Here is a 17,585-nt window from a genome sequence, read left to right as displayed (position 1 = left end):
AAATGGCTTCCTTTTTTATTTCTGATGAAAATGTTTAGCGTTTAATCCCACTCTTTTCAGCATTTCCGTACACATTTCTATCTCTTCATCACTCAGCACACTGATCATTTCTTTAATTTCTTCAGCATGATCAGGGAAAATATCGTCCAAAAGACGGATTCCCTTTTCGGAAATCTGTGCGAAAGTCACTCTTCTGTCAGTCGGCGAAGCTTTTCTGATGAGAAGTTCTTTTTTCTCTAATTTGTCAACAACGTATGTAATACTTCCGCTCGCTAATAAAATTTTGTCGCCGATCTGCTGAAGCGGCTGGTTGCCTTTGTGGTACAGCAGCTCAAGCACCGCAAATTCCGTCGGGTTCAGGCCGTGCTTATGAATATGTTTATTCATATGGTCGTTAATAGATCGGTACGCACGTGACAGTACAATAAATAATTTCAATGAGTTTTCTGTTTTATCCGTCATACATTCAATCATCCTTTTACAAAAGAAACCGTTACAGAGAAACATTAATAAACAAAATGAAAAATGTCAACAAAAATGTTTCCAAAATTTCTCTTCTTTTTGTCTGACCTTAATAAAATAATTTGTTTTTCTATCATTTTGGTTATTTTTTCTTATTAAAGAAGTATAAAAATGATATAATACCTCTATTCAAGTGTAATGTTGGAGCGATGCAGAGTGAATACATTTAAAGGTGCCCGGGGAAAGATCAAGCTTTATCTCATATTGGTGATCATCCCGGCACTTATTATCAGCTTTTTCATTTATGAAAAAGAAAAGCAGAAAATAGCCGATAAACACATACAGGAAGCCAGTATGATGCTCAACCTTCACCGCAATAAGCTCAATTATTTAATCGGTGAAACAAAAGCCCGGATGACAACACTTGCGATCGCTGTCGATAAGCCTGTCAATGAAGAAAAGATCATTGACATTCTCGATCAGGCTTTTGAGGATGAACCCAGATTCAGCGGTCTGTATATGCTGAATTCCAAAGGTGATGTCATCGCAAGCACAACTGATCTGAAATCAAAGGTGAATTTGGCCGACAGACCGTATTTTACGAAGGCGAAAAAGACGAAAAAAACGGTCATCACAAATGACTACTCCAGCAGAATTACAGGCCAGCGCATCTTCACGATCTGCGTGCCGGTGTTAGACGCAAAACGGGAAGTCACGGATTATTTAGTAGCCGCCATACAAGTCGATTATTTGAGAAATATGATCAATATGCTGAGCCCTGACGTTTATGTCAAGGCAACCAATCAGAATAAAGTGATATTTGCCAGCGGACGGGCTGATCAATCAGAAGGTGTGAAACCGGTCAGCGGCTATCTGGATGATATTAATTGGAATATCAATGTTTATCCGAAACCGGTTGAGCTGAATGAGCTGACCAAAAGCGTGCTGCTGCCGATGTCCAGTATTGCCGTGCTGCTGAATATTCTGTTCATCCTCGTTCAATATTATCTGCTTAAGCGCAAGACCCAGCTGGAGCGTGCTCAAAATGAAGCGCAGAAATTGGAGCTGATCGGAACGCTTGCCGCCAGCACCGCCCATGAAATCCGCAACCCGCTTACAGGGATCAGCGGCTTCATTCAGCTTTTGCAGAAAAAATACAAATCGGAGGAAGATCAGCTGTATTTCTCAATTATTGAGCAGGAGATTAAACGGATCAATCAGATTGTCAGTGAGTTTTTAGTGCTTGGAAAACCCACTGCTGAACGGTTGGAAGTGAACTCGCTGCAGGATATTCTTGATGAGATTATGCCGATTATTTATTCTGAAGGGAATCTGTATAATGTGGAAGTGAATGTGGAGATTCTCGTCAATCGGCCGCTCAAGGTCAACTGCACGAAAGACCATATTAAACAGGTGATTTTAAATGTCGCGAAAAACGCGCTGGAATCCATGCAGGAAGGCGGCCGGCTGTCCATCTATTTAGAAGCCCGCGATCATAAAGCAGTCATTAAGGTGGCCGACAACGGAATGGGCATTTCTGAAGATATGCTTGAGCACATTTTTCTTCCGTTTGTAACGTCAAAGGAAAAAGGCACCGGCCTCGGCCTTGTCGTATGTAAACGAATCATGCTGATGTACGGCGGTTCGATTGACATTCAAAGCGAAGTCGATAAGGGCACAGAGGTCACCATTGCCCTCCCTGCCGCTTCTCGATGAAAAAAACACCCTGGATCGGGGTGTTTTTTTATTTAAAGAAGAATATGTGTAAGAGGATATACCAGAGGAACGGCATCATAGCCGGCAGATAGTACGAGGCGCTTCGTGAGCCGTGCCAGCGGAAAAATCTGCTGACTGTACGCGGTCATCTTTCGGATGCGGCGCTTGATCAGGAAGCGCATTCAGTCTTCGTTATCTGTTTTATCATCAATCATTTGTTTGCTTCATATGCAGGCATGACGTCACCGCGGGAGAACAAGCCTATTTTCTTCACAAGGCCCTGTATTCCTTGGTGATGTGTACGATCACGGTTTACCAGCTGCTGATACGCGTTCATCAGACAGTCCAGTTCCTGGCTGTGCCTGATCGTGTCATATCCTGTAAACCCTTGCCTGTTAGCCGCATCTATCATCATTTTTCTTTTTTTATCAATAGATACAAGCAATTTTTCTTGTTCAGAATAACTGCCCATTCACTTCACCCCTCACCGCTAAAAGAATAGGAAACAAGTTTGATTGGGTTATTGAGCATTATTACAGATTATACTTTATTTGTAAACATTTTTTTACTAAATAACTTATTTTTTCATTTCATATTGGAATCTTTGCATGAATACGAGAATAATACCCATTCGGGTAATGATATAAACAGAATGCGGCATATTCAGGAATTAAAAAACAGCCACAGCTGACTTTATATTACAATAAAAAACCTCTCATGCCGGTGGGTGCATGAGAGGTTCGGGCGTCTATCAGTTTTGCACACTTTCATTTTCGTAAATCGGCACCCAGCCCTCAGTCGTCACAAAGATTCGGATTGCGACGACCCGGCGGTCTTCCTGAAGCGTAAAGTAGTGGCGGATGTTCTCCGGAACTGAAATCAAATCTCCCGGATTTAAACGGACGTCGAAAAATGTGCCGTCTTTGCCTTGAATGACGAAGATGCCGTGTCCGCTGACGATAAAGCGGACTTCATCATCCGTGTGGTGATGTTCTCTTTGGAAATTTTTTAATAATTCATCAAGATTCGGCGTGGTATCTGATAAAGAAATGACATCCTGAGACTGATATCCGCGCCGGGCTGAAATGTCCTGAATCTCCGTGTCAAACGCCGCGAGAATCCGTTCTTTTTCATCTTCAGTTAGATCGTATTTTTCCGAAAGCTCAGACGGAAGTTTTTCAATGTTCCACTGCTCATAGATCACCTCTTGCTCGTCTAAGAAGCGTGCTACTTCTTCCTGATGTTCAATGATCGTATTCTTTTCGTCATGAATTCTGATGGTCGCCATTTTCTATTCCTCCTTTTATTTTACCAGCTGCGGACGAAGTGCCAGAAGCTTGAGGTGACAGCTGAATAAAAATTCATAGGCTTCCAGCACCCTTTTCGCTTCAAATGCGGTCCGCCCCCATGCCGTAATGCCGTGATTGCGGATTAACACCGCGCCTGATCCGGCGTCCGCATGGTGCGCGAAATTTTCGGCCAATGCCGGGATGTGCGCCGGATTGTCAATGATCGGAACGGTCACGGACGCGTTTTCCTCCCATAATCCGAGCGCCTTAATCATCTCCTGCCCCTGAAAAGTGATTTGTTTTTCATCCCCGTAAAGCTCTGAGATGACATTATTATTGACGGTATGGACATGCAGACAGCAGCCGGCGTCTGTCTTTTGGTATAAGTAAGTATGGAGAAGCGTTTCCGCTGAGGGTTTTAAAGAATGGCCGGTCTCAGCGGGCTTCCCGTTCTCATCGATTAAGAGAAAATCTTCGTCTGTTTCTTTTCGTTTGTCTTTTCCGCTCGCCGTAACGAGAAAAGTCAGCGGCCCGTCGGATACTTTGATGGAAAGATTCCCGCTCGTTGCCGGGAACCAGTCTCTTTCGGCCAGCTCGCGCTTTACCTCGGCAAGTTCGCGCCAGCGTTCTTCTTTTGCAGCCATGCCTGCACCTCCCCGATGTTTTCAATGCCTGTTTTCACCTCATGAAAATCTTGAAAAGGCAGATGCCGGAGGCCGAGTTCTTTGCATTCAGTCAAAAGATAATCTCTCGCAAAACACATATCGGATAACTTTGCAGCCTCGACATCCGTGACCGAATCACCGATCATAACGAGAAATTTCTGCTGATCGGATAGCTTCCGGATGACTGACGGTTTGCAGCAGCCGCATTGATTGGTACAGGCTCCGTCACAGGCGTGCGGCCAGTCTATATGAATATATTCATTGTCAAAGGATGCATGATTGCAGAAAATCCGCTCCTTTTCTACGATCCCTTCCAAAAGCGGATGCACAAAAAAGTCCATTCCTCCGCTTACGATATAAAACGGGAGGTCGTTTGAGCGGACAAACGAGACAAAATCAAAAAAGCCGTCCCGTATTTTCGCATCCTTCAGGATAAAGCCGGTCAGTTCTTCTTTTAAGCTGCTCGGCAGCAGTCCGAACATCCGTCCGACTCCTTCTTGGATTGATATGCTTTTAGACAGAACACCGTCTTTTAATTCAAGCCACTCAGGAGGCGCGAATTCTTTCATCATGCTGACAATGTTGTCGTTCATGGTGACCGTTCCGTCGAAATCACAAATAATCAGCGGTGTGCGGGTCATACGGCTTCCACCCTTCCCCATTTGTCTAATGCGAGCTGAAGATCTTTGCACGACGCGGCTTTTTCTTCAATCGGCTGCGCTTCAAGCACCGCATCAATGACGGCGCGGAACGCTTTTCCGCCACCCTCGGCTCCTTTCGGGTGGCCGTGAATGCCTCCGCCGGCATTGATGATGTGATCGATGCCGAAATCGCGCATCAATAATGGCACCATACCGGGATGAATGCCTGCTGACGGGACGGCAAACGACGGATGAAAGACATCGTCTTTTACACATTCATCATGGATTGCAAGCGCGGACTCCTTCGGAAGAGCAACGGTTCCGTAAGGTGACGGAAATAAGCTGAAATCAGCGCCGCAATAGCGGTTCAGCTTGCCGAGCAAAAGCGCATGCGACAAGCCGTAAACGGGAGATGATGTGAACGCGCCGCTGACTGCCGGATGCGCCATGATCGGAAGCGGGATTTCCCTGTCTTCAGCAAGGCTCTGCATCACATCTAAACCGTAAGCGAACACATTCAATAAAAGCGCGTCCGCCCCGAGTTCTGCCGCGCGCCTCGCTTTATCCCGCAATTCAGCGGTCCTTCCCGTAAGGTTTACGGCATACAGCGTTTTATGCCCCGTCTCCTCCCGGGTTTCCTTCAGGACTTGTTTTCCTTCGATAATGCGGGTTTCAAACGGAGCCAGTTCATTTTCAAAGAAAATTTCGTCATCTTTAATAAGATCCACGCCGCCGAGCGCCTGCTGTCTGAGCTGTTCTTTAATGTCGGCGAGATCCCGTCCGATCACGCCTTTAAATATGCTCATCAGAAGCGGTCTTTCAAATTCGCCCAGCAGTTTGCGGATGCCGTATATACCGAATTTCGGCCCGGGAAGGGAGCGTTTAAACCCTTCAGAAAATTCAAGATCAGTCAATTTTATTTTTCCGTCCAGTGACAGCTTTCCGAATACCGTCGTCAGGACGGCCGGAATATCTCTTGAAAAGTTCGCCTCGGGATAGGCGATGGTGATGACGGATTGTGTTTCGTTTTCTGAGGTTCCTTCTTTCTCCTCAACTTTTACGACCCGCCCTTTATGTTTTCTGAGCTGTTCCTGCTTCACCAGGGGCAGGTCAGTCCAGGAGCCTACCGTCAGCCCCGCCGCAATCTGTTCCGCCCGCTTTTCACTGTCCGTTGTGTCTGTCAGAAGATATGTTGCCAATACTTCGCTCATGCGTGAACGCCTCTCTTTCTTTCGCAAAACATAAAAAAACCTCTTCCGTATGAGCAGAAAGAGGCTTCGTGTTATGTCCGAATCTTATCTCTCAGCTCCTGCTGCAAGAATTAGCACCGTGCTTTATCAGTCGGTTGCCGGGCTTCATCGGGCTCGTCCCTCTGCCTGCTCTTGATAAGAATAATGATTTTATAAAGTATTTTGAATTATCGCATTGTTATCCTGATATGTCAATGCTTTTTCGGGTGAAAAGATTCAGTTTCCCGATCCGTTCCGCAGCTTCTTTAAGTCTTTCTTCACTTGTCAGAAGACCGACTCTTATATAGCCTTCCCCCCATTTTCCGAACCCGTTTCCGGCAGCGACCGCGACATCCGCTTTCTCGAGCAGCAAGTCTGAAAACGACTGTGACGTATAACCGTCAGGCACAGGGAGCCATGCAAAAAAGGAGCCCGCCGGAGCCGTCACATCCCAGCCGATATCGCGGCAGGCTTCAATCCATGCATTGCGTCTCGATTCATATCTGTCATTTTGCGCTGCGACGCATGCCTGATCCGCTAAAAGAGCGGCTGCCGCCGCCTGCTGCGCCGCGGGAAACAAACTGACAAACATATGATCCTGATAAAGGTTGATCGCTTCGATGACAGAAGCGTTTCCGACGGCAAATCCGACCCGCCAGCCCGCCATATTATAGGTTTTAGACAAGGTATAGATTTCGATTCCCGTCTCTTTTGCGCCTTCGGTCTGCAAAAAGCTCAGCGGTTTATGCCCGTCAAAACCGACGGCTCCGTACGCGAAATCATGAACGACACAAATGCCGTTTTGTTCCGCAAAACCGACCGTCTCCTCGAAAAACGCCTCTGTCGCCACAGCGCCGGTCGGATTATTCGGATAATTGAGATACAGCAGCTTCGCCTCGCTCCGCACCTTTTCAGGAATTACGCTGTAATCAGGGAGAAACCCTCTTACCTCCGTCAGCGGCATCATTTCCATTTTCGCTTTCGCAAGGGCGACGCCTGACCAGTAATCAGGATATCCGGGATCAGGCACCAGAATGGTATCTCCAGGGTTTAAAAGACATTGCGGAAGCTCAACAAGTCCCGCCTTGCCTCCGAACAGCACGGCGACTTCCGTTTCCGGATCAAGTGTGACCCCGTACTCCCTTTCATAAAATGCAGCGGCTGCTTTTTTGAAGCTGTAAGCGCCCCGGAATGATGAGTATTTATGATTTTCCGGCCTTTCGACGGCGCGCTTCATTTCTTCAACGATATGCTGAGGCGTCGGCTGATCAGGGTTTCCCTGCCCTAAATTGATGACGTCTCTGCCTTCTTTCAGCTTTTGATTCACTTTTTGCACCAATGATGCGAAAAATTGTTCCGGCAGCTGTTTGAGTACATCTGAGATTTCAAAGTTCATATTTTCACCTTCTAAAAATGTCTTGAAATGATAGTCCATCATCATATATGGTTAAATAAAAAAAGTAAAGAGAAACTTGAGGTGTTAAAAAATGAAATGGACCGTTTCCTGTTTGCAATTTGATATTTCATACGGAAATCCTTCAGAAAACTTTAAAAAAGCAGAATCTTTGATTGAGCAAGAAAGCCGCCATGCGGATGTAATCGTGCTTCCTGAGTTGTGGACGACCGGCTATGATCTCACACGGCTAGATCAGCTGGCGGATGAAAACGGCAAAGTTTCGGAACAATGGCTTAAAGAAACGGCAAAAACATACAACGTACACCTCGTTGCCGGATCTTTTGCGGTCAAAGAAGGCGAAAATGTCTATAACACCATGTACATCGCCGATAACAGCGGACAGATCGTGAAGCGGTATCAGAAAGCACATCTGTTTCAGCTGATGGATGAACACCTTTACTTGTCAGCAGGAAACAGTGACGGTTCCTTTGAGCTTGATGGTGTCAAGTGCGCCGGGCTGATCTGCTATGATATCCGTTTCCCCGAATGGATCAGAAAGCATACGTCCCAGGGCGCGAATGTCCTGTTTATCTCTGCTGAATGGCCTCTGCCCCGCCTTGATCATTGGCGAAGCCTGCTTATCGCCAGAGCAATTGAAAACCAATGTTTTGTCGCAGCCTCTAACTGCACGGGGTCCAATCCCGATAATGAATTTGCCGGCCACAGCCTGATTATTGACCCGTGGGGCCGGATTTTAGCCGAAGGAGACCGGACGGAAGGCGCAGTCCGGGCGGAAATCGATGTGTCAGAAAGCGCGGCCGTCCGCGGAACCATTCCGGTTTTCCAAGACTTGCGGCGTGATTTATATTAATTTTCAAAAAAATGTTGACAAGAATATCCGGCACCTGCTAATATTTTCATCAACTGATTAATCCGAATTGTGATACAAATCAATATATTTTTCTCTTATCGAGAGTTGGGCGAGGGATTGGCCTTTTGACCCCAACAGCAACCGACCGTAATTCCATTGTGAAATGGGGCGCGTACATTTTGCGCCGAGACGATTGTCTCATAAGGCACGGTGCTAATTCCATCAGATGTTATCTGAGAGATAAGAGGCGGACTGCACTGTTTCAGCCTCCTTCTCTTTCAGAGAAGGAGGCTTTTTTTCGGGCGTATTCTCCGTCACGATCTCTTACTGCCACTACATAATTGGAGGGTAAATCCATGTCAGCAACTAAAACAAGTCTTTATGAACAATTAACAGAAAGCTCCGCCGCCGCGTTAGCCGTCAAGCTCGGCTTATTCCAAAACAAAAGCACTCTGACATGCCGTGAAATCGGCGACGGCAATTTAAATTATGTCTTTCATGTTTACGATAAAGAAAACAAAAAAGGACTGATTATTAAACAGGCAATCCCTTACGCGAAAGTCGTCGGTGAAAGCTGGCCGCTTACGATTGATCGGGCGAGAATCGAAAGCAGCGCCCTCATCCGCCAGGGCGAACACGTGCCGCACCTCGTTCCGGCCGTTTACTATTCCGATACTGAAATGGCCGTCACGGTAATGGAAGACCTCTCCCATTTGCGGATTTCAAGAAAAGGGCTGCTGGAAGGGCAGCATTATCCGAACTTATCGGTTCATATCGGTGAATTTTTAGGGAAAACGCTGTTTTACTCATCTGATTATGCGCTTGATGTGAAAGTAAAGCAGCAGCTTGCAAAGCAGTTTACAAATCCTGAGCTTTGCAATATTACGGAAAGGCTTGTGTTTACAGAACCGTTTCTCGACCATGAGACAAACGATTTTGAAGAGGAGCTGCGCCCATACGCAGAAAAAGTTTGGAACAATTCCCGGCTGAAAGAAGGCGCTGACGAATTGAAAGCCATCTTTCTGAATTCCGCGGAAACATTGGTTCACGGCGATCTGCACACGGGAAGCATCTTTGCCGATGAACATGAAACAAAGGTGATTGATCCCGAGTTTGCTTTCTTCGGACCGATCGGGTTTGACATCGGCCAATTTATCGCCAATCTGCTGTTAAACGCCCTCAGCCGCGACGGTGACGACAGACAGCCGTTATATGATCATACTGCCGCCGTATGGGATACATTTGTGAAAACATTCAGTGAAGCATGGGAGAAAGACTGCTTGCCTTCCCGCAGACACCTGCTGGAAGACACACTGAAAAACGCGTTTGAGGAAGCGGTCGGTTTTGCGGGATGCGAACTGATCCGGCGCACGATCGGACTCGCCCATGTGGCTGACTTAGATGAAATCACTCCGTTTGACAAACGAATCGAACGGAAGAAGCTCGCGCTTGACATCGGCGCCTATTATATCGAAAACAGAAAAAAACTGAAGCATATCACCGAGGTTCTGGACCAATTTAAGCTCCGTGTAAAGGAATGATGCAGCATGACCAATGAATTTGCCATCCCCCGTTCTGTAGAATGGAAAGAAACCTACATCCGCATTTTAAATCAGCAAAAGCTTCCCGACGTCACTGAATATGTGGAACTTGAAACAAAGGAAGATGTATTCGACGCGATTGTCACGCTGAAAGTAAGGGGCGCCCCGGCCATCGGTATAACCGCGGCGTTCGGACTCGCGCTCTCCGCCAAGTCGTTTGAAGCCCGCGACCTTTCGGATTTCCGACGTCAGTTCGCGGATGTCAAAGCGTATTTAAACAGTTCGAGGCCCACTGCCGTCAACCTCGCGTGGGCGCTTGACAGACTGACGGATTCCATCAGGGATGCGATCTCAATCAATGAAGCGAAGACAACGCTCGTTCATGAAGCCATTCAAATTCAGATTGAGGATGAAGAAACATGCCGAATGATCGGCCAGAATGCGCTGCACCTTTTTAAAAAAGGCGACCAGATCATGACCATCTGCAATGCGGGCTCGATTGCCACAAGCCGATACGGTACGGCGCTTGCTCCCTTTTACTTAGCGAAACAAAAAGATCTCGGCCTTCATATCTACGCATGTGAAACAAGACCCGTTCTCCAAGGATCACGGCTGACGGCGTGGGAGCTGATGCAGGGCGGAATTGATGTCACGCTCATTACCGACAGCATGGCCGCCCATACAATGAAGGAAAAACATATTTCTGCAGTCATTGTCGGCGCTGACAGAATTGCAAAAAACGGTGATACGGCCAACAAAATCGGAACGTACGGCCTCGCTATTTTGGCAAACGCCTTTCAAATTCCGTTTTTTGTGGCCGCACCGCTTTCGACATTTGACTTGCAGATTGAAAACGGCTATCAGATTCCGATTGAAGAGAGAGATCCGGATGAAGTCAGACAGATCTCCGGCATACGCACCGCTCCCGAAGATGTGCCGGTCTTCAATCCGGCCTTTGACATCACACCGGGCAGCCTGATTTCCGGCATTATAACCGAGAAAGGAATTGTGACCGGCTCTTACACGGAAGAAATTGAACAATTATTCACTGACTGCCAGCTGAGCTGAAAAACCGCTGATGATATTGCCTCAGGCAATGTCAGCGGTTTTTTTGTCTGCACAATGTAATCACTTCATCTTTTTGGACGGCTGTAATGAGATGCATTTTAAAAAACAGCTCTGCATAACCGGCTATCTTTTGCGGACGGCTCATTTTCATCAGGCTTCGTCCTCCTTTTTCATCAGACCAACTTTTTTCACTTAATAAAATGATATGTCGGACGTGAAAAAACGGAACGTGCCATACGCTTTATTTTTCTTTATAGGATATTTGTTCGATGTTCAGCAGCACCGCTTTTACATCCGTCTTCGTGCCCGCGTATCCCGTTAAGGCGCTGTTTTTGCCGATTACCCGATGGCAAGGGATCAAAATCGGCAGCCGGTTTCGTTTATTGGCTTGTCCGATGGCGCGCACCGCTTTCGGTTTTCCGATCGCTTCAGCCATATCGCCGTAGCTTCGGGATTCCCCGTAAGGAATCATCGTCAGCGCGTTCCATACCCTTTCCTGAAAGGGTGTGCCTTTTTGTCTCAGAGGCAGAGAGAATTGCTTTCTTTCTCCTGAAAAATATGATGCCAGCTGCTGTTTCGCCTCCGACAGCAAAGCGGTTTCGCACGGCTTTACGCCGGGCGCGTCTTTCCGCCATTCCTCAAAATCTTCCCCGGTGAGAAACAGGCCGGTAATAAAGCTCTCTTCCTCTGTTATGATGACGGTTCCAAACGGCGCTCTCACACTTGTAAAACAGATCATTCCCCGCTCCTTCTTTCTTCGGTATTCTGCCGGATCGGAAGCGTCAAATGAAAAACGGTGCCCTTCCCTTCTTCACTTTCCACATGAATGCGTCCCTGATGTTCTTCGATGATTTTATAGCTGACCATGAGACCGAGGCCCGTTCCCCTGTCTTTTGTCGTGTAAAATGGTTCACCCAGACGTTTTAATTTGTCTTCGGAAATGCCTGTTCCTTCATCTTGAATAGAAATCAAAATGTGGTCTTGATCAGAAGACTGAATGGTCACGTAGATATTGCCGCCGCCCGGCATGACTTCAATGGCGTTTTTTAAAATATTGATAAACACCTGTTTTAATTGATTCGGTTCACAGTAAATCGGCGGGATGTTTCCGGTCAGGTTCAGATGGATCTGCACATTGACAAGATTGGCCTGGGCATTCAAAAGATCAGCCGTGTCTTTCATAATCTGCGTCACGTCTTTTTCTTCATATAATATCGCCTGGGGTTTCGCTAAAATTAAAAATTCAGTGATGATAGACTCGATGCGTTTTAATTCTGAGGTAATGACGTTAAAGTACAGAGAATATTCGCCTTCAATGCTTCCTTGAAGAAGCTGAATGAATCCTTTCAGCGCCGTCATCGGGTTTCTGATTTCGTGGGCGATGCCCGCCGCCAGCTCCCCTACAACATGAAGAGTGTCGGATTTCCGCAGCCTCTCTTCAAGCTCTTTGGCCTCTGTGACATCTTTAAAGATGGCCAGATTCATATTTTGAATGATATTTCTTTTGAAGGAGAATTCCAGTTTGCGGCTGTCGCTGCTGCTTAACAGGAAGGGGATTTCATTATCCATTCCTTCTAAATCAATCTTTCTGGCGGGAACACCCGCGTTTTCAATATCAAATAAAGAAAGAATATCCGGAACGGTGTACGCTCTCAGCTCCTCATCCGGCATACCGAGTATACGGCTTGCGAGAGGATTCGCGTCAATAATGCGGAATTGGTTGTCAAATAAGACCTTGCCGTCCATTGAGCCGTTGAATACTTTTCTGAATTTCAGCTCGCTTTCCCGCAATTCCTTTTCCATCCGCTTACGATCGCTGACATTTCTTAAAATGGTTAAATGCTGACCTTCAAGTATGGTTCGTTTTGATGTGAATTCCAGCTCTTTAAATTGGCCGTTTGCCATCTGAAACAGCATTTCTTCACGGATTTCCCCGTATTTTTCATATTTTTTCTTAATCTGTTTGTATTTTTTCTGCGGATCAACGATAAACGTACATAAATTCGTCTCCACCAGTTTATCCATCGGCAGTTCGAAAATGCGGCACGCCGATTCGTTTGCTTTGGCAATCTTTCCGTCATCAGACCAAATGACAATCGCGTCCATGGCGTTTTCAAAAATTTCGCGGAATCGCTCTTCGCTTTTGAAAAGTTTCAATTCCATCAACCGTTTCTCTGTTATGTCTCTCATAATGGACATGTAGAACCCGCTGATTAAGTTGGACGTAATCGTAAATTCAAACAGCTTCTCTTCGCCCGACCGAAGCTTGACGGGCAGTTCTCCTTTGGCGTTTCCTTTTCTGCGGAGGGTTTCCCAGATTTCTTTCAGATGCTTTTTGTTTTCTCCGTCGGTAAAATGGCGGAGCGACAGATGGGACAATTCATTCTGGCCGATCTCAAAGCTTTTGCAAAAAGAGAGGTTCGCATCAATAAACCCGCCGTCCTTATCAAACAGCACGATGCCGTCGACAGCCCTGTCAAACAAATCTTTAAACAGCTGCTCGTTCATGGAGAATTCGCGCTCTAATATTTTTTTAGAGGAGATGTCCCTCATCACCACAAAAAAATAATCCTCCCCAATTCCGTCTCTGGCGAGGAATTCAATGTATTTCGTCGCGCCGCTGTCAAGCTTAATCGGCACCTCTTTCCACAGATGGCCTTTTTTTAAAAACTTTTTCACGGCCTTATTCAGTTCTTCCTGAGGCACGGAATATAAAAAATCCAGGACGGAGCGGTTAATGAGGCTCTCTGCCTCAATCTGCATCATCCGGGCCGCAGCCTCGTTCGCCTGGACGATTTTCATTTCCTTACGGCATATAAAAATGGCATCAAGCGTGTTATTCATAATCACGTGATACCGGTTCAAATCACTCTTCAGGCGGTCATTTTCCTCTTTCATCCGCTTCAGCTGCTCTTTCAGCGACTCGTTTGTTTGCAAATCCAGAGTTTCAGCCATTCAGTACACTCCTTCTTCAAAAACCTATCCTTCAATATTTCTACAAAATACCTCATCTTCCTTCATTCGCCCTATACATTTCAGAAAATTTCAATGATATGACAAGTTAAAGTCTTTTTCTACGATCCTTACCTCCCCGTTACATCATCCTAACAATCCCTTTTGTCCTCCTTCAATTTTTTGTTTTTTATTTTAAAATGAACACCAACAGGAAATAATCATGCAGTGGATGATTTTTGAAGAGAAGGTGATGCTATGACAAAATCGCGAGACAGTTACTTTGACAACGCTAAGTTTATCTTGATTTTTCTGGTGGTGTTCGGCCATATCCTCCGGTCATTTATTAACGGAAATGAGTTTATGCTCCATCTCTACAAATTCATTTATACTTTTCATATGCCGGCCTTTATCCTGGTTTCCGGCTATTTCGCAAAAAACTTTAAGCGGAAAGGTTATGTGAAGAAGCTGGCTGTGAAGCTGATTATTCCGTACTTGATTTTTCAGGGCATTTACTCAGTTTTTTACTATTTGATTCAGGATGAAAGCATGGCAAGCGTCAATCCGATTGATCCGCAGTGGTCTCTCTGGTTTTTAGTCAGCTTATTCTTTTGGAATCTGCTGCTTTATCCCTTTACGAAGCTGCCGAAAATGTGGGCGCTTGGGGCGAGCTGCGGGCTTGCCGTCATGATCGGGTATCTTGATTTTATCAGCAGCACGCTGAGTCTTTCACGGACGTTTGTTTTTCTTCCGATGTTTCTCGTCGGGTTTTATTTAAAGAAACAGCATTTTGATTTGCTTCGGGCTAAAAGAGGCAGGCAGATTGCCGCGGGCGTACTGGGGATTGTTTTCCTCTTATGCTGGTGTATTGACTTTGATTACTCGTGGCTGTTCGGATCGGAGCCTTATTCTACATTCGGCACAGTGTCGCTGTTGAGCGGTCTGTCGCGCATCGGCTGGTATGTTTTGGCCTTTGCCGCCACTTTCAGCTTTTTGGCGCTCGTTCCGCAAAAGCGTTATTTCTTTACGAAATGGGGGACGAGAACGTTTTATGTGTATCTGCTGCATGGATTCATTATAAAAACGCTGCGGCAGATCGGGCTTGAAGATCACTTGTCTGATTATCAGAATTTAGTCATGCTCTTAATTTTAACGGCCGCTCTTACGTCCATTCTCTCCAGCAATGCGGTGAAAACGGCCGCACAGCCGTTTATTGAGCTGCGGATCACCGGCTGGCTTGAAGCGGTGAAAGGAACAAGAAACGGTGCTTATTCGAAATAATGCAAAATACCTCTTAAGCGTTATCGCCTAAGAGGTATTTTTTATTGTTTGCCGTCTTCTTTTTTCTTTGGCTTCGTCTGTTCAAGCGTTTCAATCCATTTTCCGGCGTTATAATCACCGAGCTCGCTTGCAAACTCTTCTTCAAGCAATTTAGGGTCCATCGGCTTTTTATGGTTTTGCATGTCTTTGCTGTGGCGGTTTTTTTTCGTCATGTTACTCGCCTCCTTGTTTGCCGTGTTTTGATTTGCGGTTTGCGCCTCTCAGTCCGGGATCACCGTCATATTGTGTTTTGTATGCATCTTTGTCCATGCTCTCAGTCGGTGTGTTGTTGTTCGTCAAAGCTTCATTCTTTGCTGCTTTGCGTTTCATTTGATTTCCTCCTTCTGTCAGCAAATCTGTTTTGAATTCATCAAGCATTTTTTTCAAGTCGCGCACTGTCACGTTTTTGGCCTCATCAATGAGTTCATAGCCGATCTGTCCGTTCGGCTCAAGCAGCACATATTTAAAATCTTGAATGTCTCCGAGGCCTTCCTGCCTGATCCTCATTGACAGCTGAGCTTCGGTAAAACGCATTTTTTTTAAGTTTTCCGGGATGATTTTTCCGTTTCTGACAACGGCGACGGTTTTTCCTGAAAATAAAAACTCAAAAAAGCTTGATTTGATTTCTAAATATTCCATCAGGATTAATACCGCAATAAAAATCGCCGCCGCGAAAATAGTTTCCCATAAATTATGTTCAATAAACGGCTGAATAATAATCGAGCCGATCGAAATCATGATGACTGTCTGGGTCACCGACAGCTGGCTGATTGATTTCCGTCCGGCAATCCGCAATAAAAAGGTACCGACCGCTATCATAACTACCGACTTCCAAAATACGGTAAACAATGACGTCACCTCTTTACAAGTAGAATCTCCAAAGAAACTGTTTCCACTCATCCATTTTACGGCAATAAAAAACACCGCTTTCTGAAAAGCGGTGTCAGCCGATAATCATTCTTTCCTTCGGATAGTGATAATTTGCTTCGATTTCTTTTCGGCCGATCAGATAAAGGAACGTCAAAATGCCGATCCGGCCGATAAACATGACAATCATGATGACGCATTTTCCGATGTCGCTTAAATGCGGAGTAATCCCAAGCGACAGGCCGGTCGTTCCGAATGCGGAACACACTTCAAAAAGCAGTCCGAGGAGCGTCTGATTTTTCTCGGTCACGGCCAGAATCAGCGTCGATCCGAACACGAGCAGAATCGCCATCATCGTAACGACCAGCGACTTCATGACATCAGCCTGGTGAAGCTCGCGTTTAAAGACCTTGACCGCTTTATTTCCCCGGGCAAAATGAAACAGGGCAAGAAGGTTAAGCGCAAACGTCGTCGTACGGATTCCGCCGCCGACCGAGCTCGGTGATGCGCCGATGAACATGAGGGCGCAGATGAAAAATAATGTCGGCGCCGACAGCTGGCTGATATCAATTGTCGCAAGCCCGCCGCTTCGCGTAGCGGTTGATTGAAAGAGACATAAAAATAAAACATCATGCCAGCTTTTCCCCTTCATGACATGGCTTGCTTCAAGCGCATAAATGCCCACGGCTCCGAACAAAACGAGCATTCCGAACGTAACGGTCGTAATTTTCGTAAACAGCGTGAATGAGTATCTGCGCTGTTTTGAAAACAAAAAGTCCTTTACTTCTACGAGCACTGGAAAACCGATCGCACCGAAAATAATCAGAAGCATCGTAATAAACTGCACGAAATAGTCATGTCTGAACGGGACGAGTGAATTTCCCGTAATATCAAAACCGCCGTTTGTCGTGGCACTGACGCTCGCAAAGAATCCGTGCAAGTACGCCTGTTCAAACGAATCATAATACGTTAAAAAATATGTTCCTAAGATGATGCCGCCTAAAAACTCGATTAATAAAATCAAAAACAGCACTTGCTTCATCAGGTTGACGATACCGGAAAACTGCGATTGATTCTGATCCACCATGATGAGCTTCCGTTCCCGCAGACCGATCCGTTTGCCCATAATGAGCCAGACGAATGTTCCGAGCGTCATGATGCCGATTCCGCCGAATTGAAGCACGAAAGCCAAAATGACAATCCCGGCCGTGCTGAATGTATCAGCCGTGTTGACGACCGTTAAACCGGTGACACTGACTGAGCTTACAGCCGTAAACAGCGCGTCTATAAACGACCAGCTGGCCCCTTGTTTGTGGGCGGCCGGCAGACTTAGCAAAATAAATGCCACCGTCACAGCGAGAAAATAATATAATGCAATCAGCTGTGCAGGCGACAAGATCTGTATGAATTTCTTCAGTTTTAATTTCATAAGATAGTTCCTTCTGCCTCTCAAATGTAGTACGTAATTATTCTAATGATATTGGGAGAATTTTTAAAGGTCTTTTTAGAAAGATTTTTCATTACCTTATGTAATTTGCCGATCTTTAAACAAAAAACCTCTGAAACGA

Annotated in this window: 17 protein-coding genes and 2 riboswitches; of the genes, 5 read left to right on the top strand and 12 right to left on the bottom strand. The window is 45.9% G+C overall.

Features of this window, described 5'->3' with window-relative positions; genetic code table 11:
- Nucleotides 1-15 precede the first annotated feature (15 nt).
- Nucleotides 16-462 (bottom strand): MarR family winged helix-turn-helix transcriptional regulator, encoded by a 447-nt coding sequence (locus ACNFN4_RS14400; RefSeq protein WP_003154686.1) that lies wholly within the window; start codon nucleotides 460-462, stop codon nucleotides 16-18.
- Between the two features lie 198 nt (nucleotides 463-660).
- Here ACNFN4_RS14400 and ACNFN4_RS14395 point away from each other — a divergent pair, with 198 nt between their 5' ends.
- Nucleotides 661-2,178 (top strand): ATP-binding protein, encoded by a 1,518-nt coding sequence (locus ACNFN4_RS14395; protein ID WP_029974827.1) that lies wholly within the window; start codon nucleotides 661-663, stop codon nucleotides 2,176-2,178.
- Nucleotides 2,179-2,389: 211 nt separating this feature from the next.
- Here the strand turns inward: ACNFN4_RS14395 and ACNFN4_RS14390 are convergent, their stop codons facing one another.
- From ACNFN4_RS14390 to ACNFN4_RS14365, 6 genes are all read right to left on the bottom strand, one after another.
- Nucleotides 2,390-2,650, bottom strand: a complete 261-nt coding sequence (locus tag ACNFN4_RS14390) for an aspartyl-phosphate phosphatase Spo0E family protein (protein WP_003154690.1) — start codon at nucleotides 2,648-2,650, stop codon at nucleotides 2,390-2,392.
- A 279-nt stretch (nucleotides 2,651-2,929) separates the two neighbouring features.
- Nucleotides 2,930-3,466 carry a 1,2-dihydroxy-3-keto-5-methylthiopentene dioxygenase gene (locus ACNFN4_RS14385; RefSeq protein ID WP_029974828.1) on the bottom strand — a complete coding sequence of 179 codons (537 nt, stop codon included), beginning with the start codon at nucleotides 3,464-3,466 and terminating at the stop codon, nucleotides 2,930-2,932.
- A 15-nt stretch (nucleotides 3,467-3,481) separates the two neighbouring features.
- Nucleotides 3,482-4,111, bottom strand: a complete 630-nt coding sequence (locus tag ACNFN4_RS14380) for a methylthioribulose 1-phosphate dehydratase (RefSeq protein WP_061862129.1) — start codon at nucleotides 4,109-4,111, stop codon at nucleotides 3,482-3,484.
- On the bottom strand, nucleotides 4,069-4,773 hold the full coding sequence (gene mtnX, locus ACNFN4_RS14375; RefSeq protein ID WP_061862128.1) for a 2-hydroxy-3-keto-5-methylthiopentenyl-1-phosphate phosphatase: 705 nt from the start codon (nucleotides 4,771-4,773) through the stop codon (nucleotides 4,069-4,071). Before mtnX ends, ACNFN4_RS14380 begins: the two co-directional genes overlap by 43 nt.
- Nucleotides 4,770-5,984: a 2,3-diketo-5-methylthiopentyl-1-phosphate enolase gene (mtnW, locus tag ACNFN4_RS14370; protein WP_029974834.1), complete on the bottom strand. Its 1,215-nt coding sequence runs from the start codon at nucleotides 5,982-5,984 to the stop codon at nucleotides 4,770-4,772. Before mtnW ends, mtnX begins: the two co-directional genes overlap by 4 nt.
- An 81-nt stretch (nucleotides 5,985-6,065) precedes the next feature.
- Nucleotides 6,066-6,165, bottom strand: a riboswitch (SAM riboswitch).
- A 36-nt stretch (nucleotides 6,166-6,201) separates the two neighbouring features.
- On the bottom strand, nucleotides 6,202-7,398 hold the full coding sequence (locus ACNFN4_RS14365; protein ID WP_103526945.1) for a pyridoxal phosphate-dependent aminotransferase: 1,197 nt from the start codon (nucleotides 7,396-7,398) through the stop codon (nucleotides 6,202-6,204).
- 91 nt (nucleotides 7,399-7,489) lie between these two features.
- Here ACNFN4_RS14365 and ACNFN4_RS14360 point away from each other — a divergent pair, with 91 nt between their 5' ends.
- The 3 genes from ACNFN4_RS14360 to mtnA all read left to right on the top strand — a co-directional run bounded on the left by ACNFN4_RS14360 (nucleotide 7,490) and on the right by mtnA (nucleotide 10,878).
- Nucleotides 7,490-8,269, top strand: coding sequence for a carbon-nitrogen family hydrolase (locus ACNFN4_RS14360; protein WP_003154702.1), 780 nt, complete (start codon nucleotides 7,490-7,492; stop codon nucleotides 8,267-8,269).
- Nucleotides 8,270-8,361: 92 nt separating this feature from the next.
- Nucleotides 8,362-8,516, top strand: a riboswitch (SAM riboswitch).
- 109 nt (nucleotides 8,517-8,625) lie between these two features.
- A complete protein-coding gene (gene mtnK, locus ACNFN4_RS14355; protein WP_119026943.1) occupies nucleotides 8,626-9,810 on the top strand; it encodes an S-methyl-5-thioribose kinase in 1,185 nt (394 codons plus the stop codon).
- Between the two features lie 6 nt (nucleotides 9,811-9,816).
- Nucleotides 9,817-10,878 (top strand): S-methyl-5-thioribose-1-phosphate isomerase, encoded by a 1,062-nt coding sequence (mtnA, locus tag ACNFN4_RS14350; RefSeq protein ID WP_015239731.1) that lies wholly within the window; start codon nucleotides 9,817-9,819, stop codon nucleotides 10,876-10,878.
- 241 nt (nucleotides 10,879-11,119) lie between these two features.
- On the opposite strand, the gene ACNFN4_RS14345 is transcribed toward mtnA, so the two are convergent.
- Both ACNFN4_RS14345 and ACNFN4_RS14340 read right to left on the bottom strand, forming a co-directional pair.
- Entirely contained in the window at nucleotides 11,120-11,617 is a 498-nt protein-coding gene (locus ACNFN4_RS14345) for a methylated-DNA--[protein]-cysteine S-methyltransferase (protein WP_007408473.1), read from the bottom strand.
- Nucleotides 11,614-13,833 (bottom strand): PAS domain-containing sensor histidine kinase, encoded by a 2,220-nt coding sequence (locus ACNFN4_RS14340; RefSeq protein ID WP_020955724.1) that lies wholly within the window; start codon nucleotides 13,831-13,833, stop codon nucleotides 11,614-11,616. The genes ACNFN4_RS14345 and ACNFN4_RS14340 overlap by 4 nt, the downstream gene beginning before the upstream one ends.
- A gap of 255 nt (nucleotides 13,834-14,088) precedes the next feature.
- Between ACNFN4_RS14340 and ACNFN4_RS14335 the strand changes: the two genes are divergently transcribed.
- Nucleotides 14,089-15,111: an acyltransferase family protein gene (locus tag ACNFN4_RS14335; protein ID WP_007408475.1), complete on the top strand. Its 1,023-nt coding sequence runs from the start codon at nucleotides 14,089-14,091 to the stop codon at nucleotides 15,109-15,111.
- A gap of 41 nt (nucleotides 15,112-15,152) precedes the next feature.
- Here ACNFN4_RS14335 and ACNFN4_RS14330 read toward each other — a convergent pair whose 3' ends face one another.
- The 3 genes from ACNFN4_RS14330 to ACNFN4_RS14320 form a co-directional block, all read right to left on the bottom strand.
- Nucleotides 15,153-15,323 carry a hypothetical protein gene (locus ACNFN4_RS14330; protein ID WP_007610936.1) on the bottom strand — a complete coding sequence of 57 codons (171 nt, stop codon included), beginning with the start codon at nucleotides 15,321-15,323 and terminating at the stop codon, nucleotides 15,153-15,155.
- A 1-nt stretch (nucleotide 15,324) separates the two neighbouring features.
- Nucleotides 15,325-15,999, bottom strand: a complete 675-nt coding sequence (locus tag ACNFN4_RS14325) for a DUF421 domain-containing protein (protein ID WP_042635144.1) — start codon at nucleotides 15,997-15,999, stop codon at nucleotides 15,325-15,327.
- Between the two features lie 94 nt (nucleotides 16,000-16,093).
- Nucleotides 16,094-17,446, bottom strand: a complete 1,353-nt coding sequence (locus ACNFN4_RS14320; protein ID WP_007408478.1) for a TrkH family potassium uptake protein — start codon at nucleotides 17,444-17,446, stop codon at nucleotides 16,094-16,096.
- Nucleotides 17,447-17,585 lie beyond the last annotated feature (139 nt).

It is taken from the genome of Bacillus sp. N1(2025), assembly GCF_053470005.1.
This window is presented reverse-complemented; position numbering and strand designations above follow the sequence as displayed.

What these genes read in the sequence shown, in the direction of transcription:
- ACNFN4_RS14380 (WP_061862129.1), bottom strand. Translation starts at nt 4,111, where the DNA reads ATGGCTGCAAAAGAAGAACGCTGGCGCGAACTTGCCGAGGTAAAGCGC.
- ACNFN4_RS14395 (WP_029974827.1), top strand. Translation starts at nt 661, where the DNA reads ATGTTGGAGCGATGCAGAGTGAATACATTTAAAGGTGCCCGGGGAAAG.
- ACNFN4_RS14385 (WP_029974828.1), bottom strand. Translation starts at nt 3,466, where the DNA reads ATGGCGACCATCAGAATTCATGACGAAAAGAATACGATCATTGAACAT.
- ACNFN4_RS14400 (WP_003154686.1), bottom strand. Translation starts at nt 462, where the DNA reads ATGACGGATAAAACAGAAAACTCATTGAAATTATTTATTGTACTGTCA.
- ACNFN4_RS14365 (WP_103526945.1), bottom strand. Translation starts at nt 7,398, where the DNA reads ATGAACTTTGAAATCTCAGATGTACTCAAACAGCTGCCGGAACAATTT.
- ACNFN4_RS14345 (WP_007408473.1), bottom strand. Translation starts at nt 11,617, where the DNA reads ATGATCTGTTTTACAAGTGTGAGAGCGCCGTTTGGAACCGTCATCATA.
- ACNFN4_RS14360 (WP_003154702.1), top strand. Translation starts at nt 7,490, where the DNA reads ATGAAATGGACCGTTTCCTGTTTGCAATTTGATATTTCATACGGAAAT.
- ACNFN4_RS14330 (WP_007610936.1), bottom strand. Translation starts at nt 15,323, where the DNA reads ATGACGAAAAAAAACCGCCACAGCAAAGACATGCAAAACCATAAAAAG.
- mtnX (WP_061862128.1), bottom strand. Translation starts at nt 4,773, where the DNA reads ATGACCCGCACACCGCTGATTATTTGTGATTTCGACGGAACGGTCACC.
- ACNFN4_RS14340 (WP_020955724.1), bottom strand. Translation starts at nt 13,833, where the DNA reads ATGGCTGAAACTCTGGATTTGCAAACAAACGAGTCGCTGAAAGAGCAG.
- ACNFN4_RS14335 (WP_007408475.1), top strand. Translation starts at nt 14,089, where the DNA reads ATGACAAAATCGCGAGACAGTTACTTTGACAACGCTAAGTTTATCTTG.
- mtnA (WP_015239731.1), top strand. Translation starts at nt 9,817, where the DNA reads ATGACCAATGAATTTGCCATCCCCCGTTCTGTAGAATGGAAAGAAACC.
- mtnK (WP_119026943.1), top strand. Translation starts at nt 8,626, where the DNA reads ATGTCAGCAACTAAAACAAGTCTTTATGAACAATTAACAGAAAGCTCC.
- ACNFN4_RS14320 (WP_007408478.1), bottom strand. Translation starts at nt 17,446, where the DNA reads ATGAAATTAAAACTGAAGAAATTCATACAGATCTTGTCGCCTGCACAG.
- ACNFN4_RS14390 (WP_003154690.1), bottom strand. Translation starts at nt 2,650, where the DNA reads ATGGGCAGTTATTCTGAACAAGAAAAATTGCTTGTATCTATTGATAAA.
- mtnW (WP_029974834.1), bottom strand. Translation starts at nt 5,984, where the DNA reads ATGAGCGAAGTATTGGCAACATATCTTCTGACAGACACAACGGACAGT.